Source organism: Ravibacter arvi, assembly GCF_039540405.1.
GTDB lineage: Bacteria > Bacteroidota > Bacteroidia > Cytophagales > Spirosomataceae > Ravibacter > Ravibacter arvi.
The window spans coordinates 20,487-33,436 of record NZ_BAABEY010000009.1; the positions used below are offsets into that span (position 1 = coordinate 20,487).

The window sequence follows — 12,950 nt, forward strand, 5'->3', positions numbered from 1 at the left end:
AGGGTTTGCATTCGGTCCTTTTTTACTTCAGTATTAGATCCAAGCATGGGAGGCTGGTTAGGTGCCAAGTTTTGCTGCAAGTGTTCCGAGTGGTTTGCGTGCAATCCCTGTTTGTCGGATCATCTTTTTGCGAACCGATCCAATTTTAGTTGTCTTAGCACTGTAAAGTGCTGCCGGTTTTATTGCTAGGATCCGTAAGGTCATAGACTGGGTATCAGGGCTTCAGCCGCACTCTTCTAGATTGGGGGGTACATATCTCGCGCGGATATGTTTTATTCGCGTTTTGATTTCTTTTCCCAATCATTGGTAGAGTCCTTATTGCCAGCCGGTTGCAAAACTCGTTTTGAACTTCTTGATAGTGAATTTATTTCACCGTTGTCGCTATCGGAGTGTATGTCAAAAGTTTCATCAATAATAGTTCACTTTAACTATATATTTACAATGACCTTCTTGGCGAGTAAAGGTGACAATTTGGGGCAAGTTGTTGTTTATTTGATTGTAATCCTTCTTCTTACCTATTTTCGAGTGAATTAAGTAAGAAGAAGGATAAGTAGTTTTACGGGCTCAAAGATATTTGCCAGTATTTTTTGATTTCTTTATTAATTTAATAGGATTCTCATTTTTTTGGTGTCTTTTGATTTGCTTTCTACATGCAAATAGTATATACCTCTTGGTAATTTTCTCACATCGATAGCAATTTTTGTTTTTCCATTGGCGATGGCCTTTTTCCTGTCGATTTGCTTTTGATCGAGTGAGATAGCAGCGAGGGCTGAATTTTCACTAAATAGATTTATTGAAGTGGGTGTTCCAGAGAACTCTAGATTTATATCGTCTGTAGCGGGGTTCGGAGATGCACTTAGCATACTTCCGTTAGGCTCTAGCCAGTATATATAGTTTCCATACCCGCAAGAATTAGTTGCTTTTGCTTCGACTCTCACGAAAGTTGGTATGTATCCAACATCACAGATATTGGACATTGTCCCTGTGAGTGGAGTCAGATAAAACGCACTTCCTCCTACCATGCTCCATGAATAGGTAGGATTATATGCATCTGATCGAACTTCTAATCGGTTTAGCGGGTTTGGCACATAATGTGGATAGGTTACAGTTCCGTTGCCATTAACAGCAGCGTATGTAATTACTGGCAGTCCATATTTAACAACCACCGTTTTCTCACTTTCGCTATCTCCACAGGCGTTATATGCTTTAACGAATATGGTGCCTGATGTGGTTGTGCTTATTGTAACCGGACTTGGGGTACTGACATAAGAGCTGCCGTTTATGAGGGCATAGGATGAAGTCCATTTAAAGCCATCTGCATTTGTGCCATAAGCCGTTAGAGCTACTGTTTGGGATGGGTTACAGATTTCAATATAGCTTGAGCTTAAACTGGTGATATTAGCTTTAGGCCCGCGGGTAATGCTAAGTGATCGAGTTGTTGTGAGACCGGAGACATCGCTTCTTTTCGCGGCTACCTGTATATTACCACTGGATGTCCCATTGGGCGTAACCGTGACTGAAGGGGTCGTTGAAGACGAGGGGCCGCTCCAGCCACTTGGCCATGACCAATCATATGAAGTTGCATTTGCTGCTGGGGAGACCGAGATCGTCAAGGGGGATGTGTTACAGGTTAGTTCCTTTGGGCTTGTGTATACAACTGAATTAATCTCTATAGGGCCAGGAGTTCCTAAATATTTAATATCTAAAGTTATTTCTTTGCTACCACTTGGACATTCACTACAGATAGCGCTATTTTTGACAGTGACTTTAACCTTCCCTTGAGCATTTATGTTATCCCATTTAACACCGATTCCTTGAGCGTGGTCGGCTTCGAAGGTTGTGCTACTGTTATTTGTTATTTTTCCATTAGTAACCTCCCATTTGAATCTACATGCTGTTAACTTGGTTAGTTCGGTTGTGGTACATCCCTCGAAACTCGAGTTTACCGCTGTGTAGCTGTGAACGGACTGATTTGGCAAGGCGGGAGTTCCACAACCCGGTAAATTGCATTGAATATCGAGTTGGGAAAACGCAAACTGCGACGTAAGCATCAAAACGATTACAAGTGTGATAAGGGTTTTCATAATAGTTGGAGTTTTTTGTAAAGTTTAAAATCAACGTATATAATGTGCAGAATTAATTCTTCAATGAGGAGACTGTATAGCTTTTTTTTTTGCGAGTTATACTATTTGAGCTGCTGAAACAGTCATAGGTGATGGGCCTCCGAAAGTGCATGTTTATGACTCGGTCTTAATGCTTGTATTCAATTGGTATACGAAAGGAATTTCTATTCATGATATTCATAGTCTTACGAAGCTAGTTTACGGGTAAGAAACGGACGATATAAACGATGTTCTTTCAAATGTTAACAATTGAGAGTAAGTTATTTTGAGAGAATAGTGGAGTGGTCCAAACGAATTGGTTAGATACATTTTGATAGTTTTGAGATTTTTTCAAAGATATTGAAGTATTGCGTATGTCTATATTTTTTTCGATGAAGTCTGTTGAATGTACGCTTAATCTCGTTCTGTGTTCGACTAAATCTTTTATTATTTGTGTTTTTGATGAGTAGCATTTCAGTTGGGACTACGAGTCAATGCCTACAGTTTTTGCTGTTCCTGTGAATTTTCATGAACAATTGTGTACGAATATCATGTTTTGTGAAATGCGGGGGGAAAATCAATCTCTTATCGGCTCGATCTTGCCGCCTTGTCGGTGATCTGCTTGCTTTCTTATGGGATGGATAGTGTTATTAGTCACATATGAAGTGGCAGTCCTTTTGCCTTCAGCCCGTGGCGATCCAGCCTGTAATCTAGTTTGGTCCGTTTAAAAGGGGTGGTTAGTACTATTGTGGTTTGTTTGAATCGGTCCCAGGGCTTATAACTAATGGTCCTGGAACCTGGGACTGAATGCAATACTCGACGATGCCGGCTTTGAATTTATTGCTACTTTGCGTTGCAAAAAAAGAGCCCCGTACTTTTATACGGGGCCTTCTATAAGCTATTTTTAAAATGGGTTTTTAATTCTTATCCCACCAGAGGGGGGTACTGGCTTTGTCACCCCCCGGACCAAGGAGTTGGACTGCTGCGTCAACAGCAGCTTTGTTAGTCGCCTTCTCGGCATCTGTGAACGGGAAACGCCGTATAAACTGGGTAGTCGGAATATCAACGTTCACAGAATTGATTACGTGGTATAATTTCGGGAAACGTGTTCTCCGGAATTCTGCCCAGCCCTCAGCACCATCCGGAAACACCGCCAGCCATTTTTGGGTACCGATTTGTTCCCTTTGTTTGGCTTCTGTAGCGGCCCATTTAACCGGGATGTCGCTTACTGCGGGGGATTTTTGCGAATCTCCCGGCGCCACGGGCGGAGTCGTACCGACAATGTAGGTTTCGACGGCTGCTCCTGAAAAGCCCCAGGTTGCCATTGATTGCCGGATTCCTTCTTCATACAGATCCTGTGCTTTGCCCCCCATGTTCCAGCCGTTTAAGGCGCCTTCCGCTCTTAAAAAGTAAGCTTCAGCTGCATGCATAATGTCGGCATTAACCGCGAGAAGGTTTTCCCAGCCGCTTCCGCTTCCGGTATTGCGGATCCACCGTGAGCCTACGTTCGAGTTGTAATCGTTTGTGTTGAGTTGGGCAACCAACTGGTCCGGATCTAACCCGTTTCTAAGACCTTCATAAGTTTTTGTAGCAAATGCAGGTTGAAAGAAAACTGTCATTCTGGGGTCGTTGTAGCCTTTCAAAATGGACTCCATTGTGGCGCTCATGCGAAACTCCTGCCACCCGGCAATCCGCGAAATTCCGTTTCCGTCGGCACTGGTCACCGCTGTCCGAACCATCATAGCATCGTCTGCCGAGCTTAGAAAAACTCCAGAAGCAACTGCAGCTTCCGCTTCGGTTTTAGCCCTGGCCTTATCGACGTGGGATATTCGAAGTGCCAGGCGGAGTCTCAGGGTATTGGCAAATTTTATCCATTTTGAGATGGTTCCCTTATAGATAATATCCGATTCGCCGAAAGGTTTAACACTTGCATCACTTTCCTTTGTTTTTAAAATAGCCACGGCAGCATCAAGTCGCTTAAAAAAGTCATCATACACCGCCTCCTGCGAGTCGTACTTAACTGAATTAGCAACAATCCCGGCATCAAAATAGGGAATAGGGCCGTAGTAATCCGTGACCCGGTGGAAAGAGAATACCCACCAGATGCTTGCAAGCGCATATTCCGGTGAATTGGCATCGAAATTTTCGAAAATAGTCTTCAACTGCGGGACCACCTGGGTGTAAATTGGATTCCAGTGTGAGCCAATCCAGCCCATGTTCGTATGATAGCGGTCAGATTGAAAGTTGGGAGTCGTAGTAGCATAGTACTGACACCATAAATCAGCAAACAGATTGGTGGCTGTCTGATAGGACGGGTGGTAGGAGCCTTGAGAAAGCGCCTGCGCGAACATATTGGGATATTCATCGGGGCCCAGGTTGATAATCTGGGTTTTGCTGGTGTTCATTTCCTCAAAATCTCCCGTACAACCTGCGGCCAGCCATATAGAAAGCGACAAGGAGGCAATTCCGAGCACTTTTTTATAGGGGTTCTTATCTAATATAGTCATTTCTCTGGAATTTAAAATTCAGGTTAATCAAAAGCTCAATTGAAGGTTCAATCCTACTGTACGTGTAGTTGGCAGGTTTCCATAATCAATTCCCTGGAAGTTGCCGGCGCCCAAGTTTACATCGGGATCGAAATTCATTTTGCGTTTTTTAAGTCCCGGGATGTCCATTTTTGCATATCCTCTGTACAGGAAGAAGAGATTTCGGGCAGTGAACGAGAGTTTTGCCTGGGTGAAAAACTTCCGGTCGTTAAGGGGGAAGCTATAACCTATTGAGAGTTCACGCAATCTGAAGTTGGTAGTGTTATAGGTAAAAAATTCTCCCCATGAATAGCGTCCCTGTGACACAGTTTGCCAGAACTGCTGCGAGTTTATAGTAACGTCGTTGGGCTTTCCTTCGTCTTTGCCGACGGCAGGGAGCAACCATCCTCCTTCGCGATGGCTAAGTGTGTAATCCGAGTTTCCATCGTAGGCTAGGTTTGCCTCAGATCCGGATACCATTGTGCCTCCTACACGTCCATCAATCAGGAAACTCAAGACGAAATTTTTATAGCCGAATGAGTTGTTCCAGCCCAGAGTGAATTTTGGGTTGAAATTGCCCAGATATTCAATGGGACCGCGGATCGGAAGCCCGGTAGTGTCGTTTACAATGTATTGTCCGTTTTGATTTTTTTCCCAGGAGTAGCCGTAAAGGTCACCATAAGCGCCGCCTTCGTGCGCAGCTACTCCGGCCGTGCGTACAACGGTTGCAATCCAGGCCTTCTTAATGTTTGGATGCAATTCTACAATTTTGTTTACGTTGCGTGCAAAATTGATGCTTGTTGTCCAGGTAAAAGGCTGATTTTTTAATGGTTCAGCGGTCAGCATTACTTCAACACCGCGGTTGCGGATTTTGCCGGCGTTGATTAGCTGGCTGGAAAACCCGGTGCCTGTCGGAAGTTCCAGCGGCAGGATTTGGTTAACAGTATTGCTGTTATAGTAGGTAGCGTCAATTCCCAGGCGTCCCTTGAAGAACCTCAGATCAACACCGAATTCAGTAGATGACGAAATCTCCGGCTTCAGGTTGGCGTTGGGTAATTGTGTATTTCTCGTAATGTAGCCGCCAACACCTCCCGGGTTATATATGTAATAAGGGACCAGTGAATAGGGGCTTGTATCGTTACCTACTTGCGCAAAGGAACCGCGGAATTTGGCAAAGCTTACCCAGGAAGGAAGCTGAACCGCGTCGGAGAGGACTAAGTTTGCGCCAAAGGAAGAGTAAAGATAAGAGTGCGGCGCAGGTAGCGTTGACGACCAGTCGTTTCGCACAGAACCGTCAATTGTAAGATAATCGCGGAATGAAAGTGAAGCTGTTCCGAAGACATATTGCAACTCCTTTTCCGAGAAGGCTGAGATACGGGTAAGGTTCGAAGCAAAGTTGAGGTCGAATTTGTTAGTAACCGAGAGTCCCGTGGCCAGGCCGCCGGTTTCCTGGTATTTGTTATACGTCTGGCCGGCTCCCAAATTGTAAGTCAGAGCAAAGTCTTTCCCGAGATTGTTATTGCCTGAAATAATCAAGTCCATGTTTCTCTCGAGCGTTGAAGCAACATAATTCTGGTAGGTTCCACCGGCAGCTGTTACGTGAACGACGGTCCGGTTTGAAAACCCGCGCTCCATGAGATCGTCAAATGTGTCGAAACTTACTCGCCCTTGAACATCAAGCCAGTCAGTTATCTTGTATTTGGCGGACCCCAGAATGGTGGCGCGGTTCCGGGTTTCATAGTCAAAAGTACGATTCAGGGTCCAGTACGGATTCATGTAAATACCGGATGAGGTCCAGTAAGTAGGAAATCCATCGTTATCCTCGAAGCGTTTGTACATATTGAGGTCAACATTTCGGGGTGTTTTCAGAAGATTCATAACGACCCCGTTATTCTCCCCGGAGTACGGCCGGTTCTTAAGGTCCTGATTCACGTAAGTTATCTTCCCATCTACAGAAAGCCGCTTGGTTACATTTGCGTTAATTCTCAGATTGACGGTATGGCGCTGTAGCTTGTTGTTAGGAATGATCCCCTGGTTACTATTATGAGTATAGGAAAGATATGCCCTTATGTTTTCCGAACCACCGGAAAAGTTGATCGAATTGTTGGTTGAGATGGCATTCCGGTAGAAATCGCGGATATTATTCGGGAAGGTAGTCGTCTTTCCGCCCCAGCTACTCTGCCCGTTTTCCGACGAAACACCGCCTGAGCCCTGGCCGTACTCATTTTGAAAGGCAGGAAGAATGAATGGCGACTCCATAACTACACCTGAATTGATGCTGGTCGATATTTTTCCGGAACTCCCCTTTTTAGTGGTAATCATAATAACCCCGTTCGCGGCCCTGCTTCCATAAAGTGCTGCTGCTGCCGCACCTTTCAACACGGTCATTGACTCAATATCATCCGGGTTAATGTTGGCAGCGCCGTCACTCCGGTTGTATCCTCCGAAGTCCGACCCTACCTGTCCCCTTACGGTATTGTCAATCGGTACACCATCTACCACAAAAAGAGCATTATTGCTTCCTGCGATCGATCGGTTTCCTCGTAAAGTAACACGCGTGGGTGAGCCGGGGCCGGAAGAGCCCTGAGTGACCACCATACCTGCCACTTTTCCGGAAAGTGTATTGACGAAGTTGGCATCTCGGATTTCATTTAGTTGACTACCGGATAGTTGTTGTGCAGAATACGTAAGGGTTTTTGCTTCCCGCTCTATCCCGAGTGCGGTTACAATGACCTCGGAAAGTGCGGTTACGTCTTCCTTCATAATCACATCGATTTTACTTCTTCCGCCTATCGCTACATCCTGGGAAGAAAATCCGATAAAAGAAAAGGTCAGTGTGGCGGTCCCGGACGGCGCGTTTACCTCATACGCTCCGTCGGTGTCCGTGGAGGTTCCCGTGGTGGTTCCTTTCACGATCACGTTTACCCCTGGGAGCGGTGTGCCATTGCCGTCGGTTACCTTGCCGGAAACCTGCTGGCTTTGCGCCCACAGTGAATGTACCATAAAAAATAGGACAAAACTCAGAAGAGACGCGCCCCGAAAAACGGAATTTTTGCAATTCCGATCGGGTTTCCGCTCTTTTTCGAATTTTGCATTTTTGTGTTTTTTGGGAATGTTTGACATGTTTTTGTCATTTTAGTTGAAAGTTGTTTTTGTAATCAGGTTACTGCAAATATATTGTTCGGTTTTGCATTTGTCCTATGATTTTTTACTCTGTTGCGATATTTTTATTCGGGAACGTTGCCGAGGTTTCTGAGTTGAATTTGAATACCCGTAAAAAAAGCCGCCGTATCTGGTATATACGGCGGCCCTCTCCGGGGCATGTAAAACAACCGAACAAGTTGACCGTGAGGCCTGAATCCAGTGGCCACATCCAATCCCTCCCCCTCACCCCTCATACCTCACACCTCACACCTCCCTCAATACCCCTCATTCTGATTCAAATTAGAATTCACCGAAAGCTGCTGGCTCGGGATCGGGTAGAGCAAATATTTGGGGTCCGACTGGTAAGGTTTCTGCAATCTCGGCGCCAGGAATTTGTTAAAACGGATCATGTCCTGCCTTCTCCAGCCTTCCCAGTAGAGTTCCCGGCTTCTTTCGTCCAGGAGAATGTCCAGGGTGAGTGCCGACAGCGATGTTGCACCCCTGTTTTTCCGGATGGAGTTTACGATGTCAAGCGCTGCCGCGCTGGTGCCGCCGGCAGAACTTCTCATTTGTGCTTCCGCTTTCATGAGGAGCACGTCAGCATAGCGGAATACCACCCAGTCATTGTTTTTCTGGCCTAGAGAAGCATAATCGAACGGGTATTTCAACACGCGGATGCCGGCCGTTTCAAGGGTCGCTCCACTGGTCCGAATCGTGATTTCTTTCGAGAAGTTCAGCGGTTGGGTAGCCGGATTCCTTGCCATTAGGGGTTTGTTGGTAACCCAACTGGTCTGTTGACCTGCGAGAAAACCGACATTCTGAATTTTGTAGCTTTTTTTCCGGTTGGAGGTCGTGTCGGCCGGGTATTCGTAATAGATCCCAAGCCGCTCGTCGCCTTTGGCGAAACGGTCGTAGAGATCCCCCAGCGTTGCCCATCCATTCCAGCCGCCCGGTGTCATGTTGTAATGTGCAATGGTAAAAAATGCCCTGTCCACACCGCCGCCCCGTTCGCCTTCCTTGTTGTACAGCGTGAAAATGTTCTCCGTTGATTTCACGTCATTGTCCGGTGCAAAGTTGTCAAAGTATTTTCCCGGAGCGGCCAGGGTATAGCCGGTTATCTGGTCGGCCAGCGTAATGACCTGCGCCATGTCTGCGGCATCGAAGGTGGGGTTGGCCCGCTGCAGAAATGCCCCCTTGTTGAGATAGACTTTCATGAGCAGCGTCCGGGCAGCATTTTTGTTGGCAACATAAGCCGGGCCGCCGGCAGGCAGGTCCGCCATAATCCCGTTGAGCTCGGAGATGATGAACCCGATAGCTTCCTCTGCCTTCATTGTCCGGGGCGTTTCGCGGAAATCGTCAAGGTTGTCACGGAACGGCACCACGCCCCAGAGATCGAGCATGTCGAACATCGCCAAGGCCCGGATGAAACGGGCCTCCGCTTCCTGCTGTTTGGACGGGCTGTAACGCAATACGTTCGACGACTGGTAAACAGCTGTTGCCAGACCGCCAAATGTATTTCTCATGTAACTGTTGTCCGCATTCCAGGTATGCAGGTGAATGGCGCGGTGCGTTCCGTTGTCATCCCAGTCACCACCGCGGGTAGGCGCTATGGCGCAATCAGTAGATATTTCCTGCAGGCACCAGCGGTTGTCCTGCTGGTACGGGTTGTTCAGGGAATTGTAGGCGCCTATCAGGAGCTGGCCGGGGTCAATATTGCCGGTCACGCTCTCTTCCAACTCGCTGTTAAGCGTTTCGGTCAGGTCGGTGCAGGAGAAAAGAAGCCCGCTCCACAGAGCGATCAGGCCGATTTTTTTATATGTTTTCATCTGTATAAAAAGGTTTGAGCTGTGAGCTGTGAGGGGGGGAGCTATTCCATTCATCAGCCGTTTGTGCGCCGCTTGTAGCTAATACCTCAAAGCTCATGGCTATTTCATAATGATAGTCGCTTGAATGCTAAAGTGAAAAGTTCACACCCAGCAGGAAGGTGCGTGCCGATGGGTAGGGGAGGTACTCGATTCCGAGGGAGGGAATGCCGTCAGCGCCGCCGTCGGTATTTACTTCCGGATCAAAACCATTGTACTTCGTTATGACAAAAAGGTTCTGCGCGGTGAGCGACACATTAAGGCCTTTCAGTGTCTTGCCAATCCCGCCGAAATTGTAGCTGACGGTCGCATTGCCCATTTTCAGGTAATCGCCTTTTTCAAGATACCGGGTGGACGGAGCCGCCGAATTCGACAGTGACTCTTTTGTCTCTTTATTGAAGAAGACTTTCGCCATGTTCCTGCTGGGAAGATTGTTGATCCCCAATACGGTGGCATAAGAATTGTTGAACAGGTAATGGCCGAAGGTTCCGTTCATATTGATATTCGCGGTCAGCTTTTTGTAGGTCAGGTCGGTTGAAATTCCCAGCAGGTATTTCGGGTTTGGACTACCCACGTAGAACTTGTTTTGGGCCGGGTCTACTGTAGTCGCGCTGGTACCGTCGGCTCCTACGTACCTGCTGGTTCCTGTAGACGGGTCAATACCGTCGAATCGGGCGAGGTACCATACGTTCAGGGGCTGCCCGCTGATCATTCTTTGTCCTAACACGCCCGAAAAGCCCTGGCCTCTGAGTGCGGCAGTTTCATAAAAACCGGGTAAGCCCGAAACACTATTCTGTACGTAGGTTCCGTTTACACCGACATTCCATGTGAAGTTCTGCTTCTCAATAATCGCGCCGAACAGCGAAAGCTCCCAGCCTTTGTTGACAATCTGACCATCCAGGTTGACCCAGATTCTACCGCTGGGTGCCGGTTGCGCAATGGTCCGCTCAAAAAGGGCATCGGTGGTTTTCTTATTGAAGTATTCCAGTGAGCCGGTTATTTTGTAGTTGAAAAGTGCGAAATCAATACCGGCGTTGAGGGTAGACGAGCTTTCCCATTTCAAGTCAGGGTTCCCGTAGTTGGCCTGGGTAATGCTTTGCGTACCGAAAATATAGCGGTCTTTGGATGCTCCGGAAGGGAATTCTCGGTTCCCCGTTTTTCCCCAGCCGACGCGTGCTTTCAGGCTTGACAGCACCGAATTGTTTTTAAGGAATTCTTCATTGCTCACGTTCCATGCCAGTGCGACAGAGGGGAAATTGGCGTACTTGTTGTTGATACCAAATTTGGTCGAGCCGTCGCGGCGAATGGTTCCGGTGAAAAGGAACTTGTCTTTGTAGTTAAGCCCTGCCCTTAAAAAGAGTGACTGCAGTTGATTGGTTGGCGCCCGGTAGGAGTTGGCGCCCCGGTTGTTGGCGATGGAATAGCCCAGGTAGTCGTAGAAATCGATGCCGACATCGGTGAAGCCGCTTCCGGAGGAAACGTTCCAAAAGCTGTCATAGCTGAGGAATTCATATCCCGCCACTGCATTCAGGCTAAGCTCGTCGCTGAGGGCCTTATTGAACGATAGCGTGTGCGTTAATTGCTGGTTGGTTTCCTGGTTGTCCGCCTGGAACGCCATGCCGTTTTTAGACGTGCCGGTATCGAGGATTCCACCGATCAGGCGGCCTCTTCTGTTCCCCATCTGCCGGGTTACGGAGTAGGTAAGCTTGTACTCCAGGTCTTTCGTGATTTTGAACGACGGGGCGATGCTCGCTACCAGGGTGTTTACGTTGGCCCGGTCTTTGAATGCATCCAGACTGGCAAGCGGGTTGCGGGTAATTGGGTTAATATAGGTATAACTGCCGTCTGCTTCCTTTAGCGGCCGTGTCGGGTTCCAGGCGAGTGCCTGGGAAATCACGTTGCCTTCCGCACCGGCGAAGACGTTGACCGGAGCAATTTTTTCATCGGTCTGGGTGAACAGGATGTTGAAATCAAGGCCCAGCTTTTTGCTTTCCAGGAACGAGAAATTACTGTTCAGACTGGCGGTGTACTTTCTAAGTCCCGTGGTTTTGATAATACCCTGCTGGTCCATGTAGCCGGCTGAAATCCGGTACTTACCGACGTCTGTGCCGCCGGTTACGGCCATTGAGTAATTCTGGACAGGGGCGGCGCGCAATATTTCGTCCAACGCATTCACATCACTTTTGAAATCGGAGGCCGCCGCATCATTCGGAGTGTAGAAATTGAGGGCTTCTCTGAATTCTCCCGTAGACAACACTTCGGGGCGCTTCAAAATGGTTGAAAACCCGGTGGAAGCATTGAAACTGATTGTCGGCGCGCCGGTAGAGCCCCGTTTTGTAGTGATAATGACTACGCCATTGGCGCCTCTGGAACCGTAAATTGCGGTTGCGGAAGCATCTTTGAGTATGTCCATACTGGCAATATCATTCGGGTTCAGGTAGGTCAGCGGGTTGCCGGCGTCTGTGCCGAAACCACTGCTGCCGCCCGGCCGCGCCGATGTACCCGAAAGGGGAATTCCATCCAGTACAAAAAGGGGGTTATTCCCGGCCCTGATGGATGAATTTCCCCTTATCCTGACTGTTGTCGCACCGCCCGGCTGCCCGGTATTATTGATGACCATTACGCCGGGAGTCCGTCCCTGTATCAACTGATCGGGCGCGGTAATCACCCCCTTGTTGAAGTCCTTGGGCTGTAAAGACGCGACGGAACCGGTCAGGTCCTTCTTCCTGACCGTTCCGTAACCAATCACCACTATTTCTTCCATTGCGGTGTTGTCGGCGACCAAAACCACATCTATCTGGCTTGCCGCGCCTATTTTTACCTCCTGTGTGATGAAGCCGATAAACGAAATTACCAGGATGTCGCCCTCCTGGGCGCTGACGGTGAATTTGCCGTCCGGATCGGCGGCGGTACCGGTCGTTGTCCCTTTTACAAGAACACTCGCTCCCGGTAAGCTTTCGCCGGTTTCACTTTTGATCGTTCCGGTAATGGTCTTTGCCGTAAAACGGTTGTTTTGTATTTCCGTTGCCTTCTTGCCGAAAGCCGCAACGGAAACATGCGGCAAAACAACGACCGACAAGCCAATGACGACCGCGAGCCTTTTCAGCTGTGAGAAACACACGGCGGAGTCTCTCTGTAGATGTTCATTCATGGATAGTTTATTTAGGTTAATATATTTTCTTAGTCAATAACCGGCACGGACTGCCAATGACCCCTTCGGCAAGCCTCAAACGGGTTTGCCATGGGACCGCAGCTTCCGCAGCGTTTTCAGGAAGGTTTCGGGAATAGGGAAATATCGAAAGAATGGACCCTTCACT

Annotated in this window: 5 protein-coding genes; all 5 read right to left on the reverse strand. The window is 48.0% G+C overall.

All coding sequences use genetic code 11. The features are described 5' to 3' along the window. Positions 1 to 599 precede the first annotated feature (599 nt). The 5 genes from ABD852_RS04010 to ABD852_RS04030 all read right to left on the reverse strand — a co-directional run bounded on the left by ABD852_RS04010 (position 600) and on the right by ABD852_RS04030 (position 12,784). The gene (locus ABD852_RS04010; RefSeq protein ID WP_345026731.1) at positions 600 to 2,084 is read right to left on the reverse strand and encodes a T9SS type A sorting domain-containing protein; all 1,485 of its coding nucleotides are present in this window, start codon (positions 2,082 to 2,084) and stop codon (positions 600 to 602) included. A gap of 935 nt (positions 2,085 to 3,019) precedes the next feature. Then, positions 3,020 to 4,609, reverse strand: coding sequence for a SusD/RagB family nutrient-binding outer membrane lipoprotein (locus ABD852_RS04015; RefSeq protein WP_345026732.1), 1,590 nt, complete (start codon positions 4,607 to 4,609; stop codon positions 3,020 to 3,022). A 27-nt stretch (positions 4,610 to 4,636) separates the two neighbouring features. After that, on the reverse strand, positions 4,637 to 7,630 hold the full coding sequence (locus ABD852_RS04020; RefSeq protein ID WP_345026733.1) for a SusC/RagA family TonB-linked outer membrane protein: 2,994 nt from the start codon (positions 7,628 to 7,630) through the stop codon (positions 4,637 to 4,639). Positions 7,631 to 8,046: 416 nt separating this feature from the next. Then, the gene (locus ABD852_RS04025) at positions 8,047 to 9,597 is read right to left on the reverse strand and encodes a RagB/SusD family nutrient uptake outer membrane protein (RefSeq protein ID WP_345026734.1); all 1,551 of its coding nucleotides are present in this window, start codon (positions 9,595 to 9,597) and stop codon (positions 8,047 to 8,049) included. Between the two features lie 127 nt (positions 9,598 to 9,724). After that, on the reverse strand, positions 9,725 to 12,784 hold the full coding sequence (locus tag ABD852_RS04030; protein WP_345026735.1) for a SusC/RagA family TonB-linked outer membrane protein: 3,060 nt from the start codon (positions 12,782 to 12,784) through the stop codon (positions 9,725 to 9,727). Between the last annotated feature and the right edge of the window lie 166 nt (positions 12,785 to 12,950).

What these genes read in the sequence shown, in the direction of transcription:
- ABD852_RS04010 (WP_345026731.1), bottom strand. Translation starts at nt 2,084, where the DNA reads ATGAAAACCCTTATCACACTTGTAATCGTTTTGATGCTTACGTCGCAG.
- ABD852_RS04015 (WP_345026732.1), bottom strand. Translation starts at nt 4,609, where the DNA reads ATGACTATATTAGATAAGAACCCCTATAAAAAAGTGCTCGGAATTGCC.
- ABD852_RS04020 (WP_345026733.1), bottom strand. Translation starts at nt 7,630, where the DNA reads ATGGTACATTCACTGTGGGCGCAAAGCCAGCAGGTTTCCGGCAAGGTA.
- ABD852_RS04025 (WP_345026734.1), bottom strand. Translation starts at nt 9,597, where the DNA reads ATGAAAACATATAAAAAAATCGGCCTGATCGCTCTGTGGAGCGGGCTT.
- ABD852_RS04030 (WP_345026735.1), bottom strand. Translation starts at nt 12,784, where the DNA reads ATGAATGAACATCTACAGAGAGACTCCGCCGTGTGTTTCTCACAGCTG.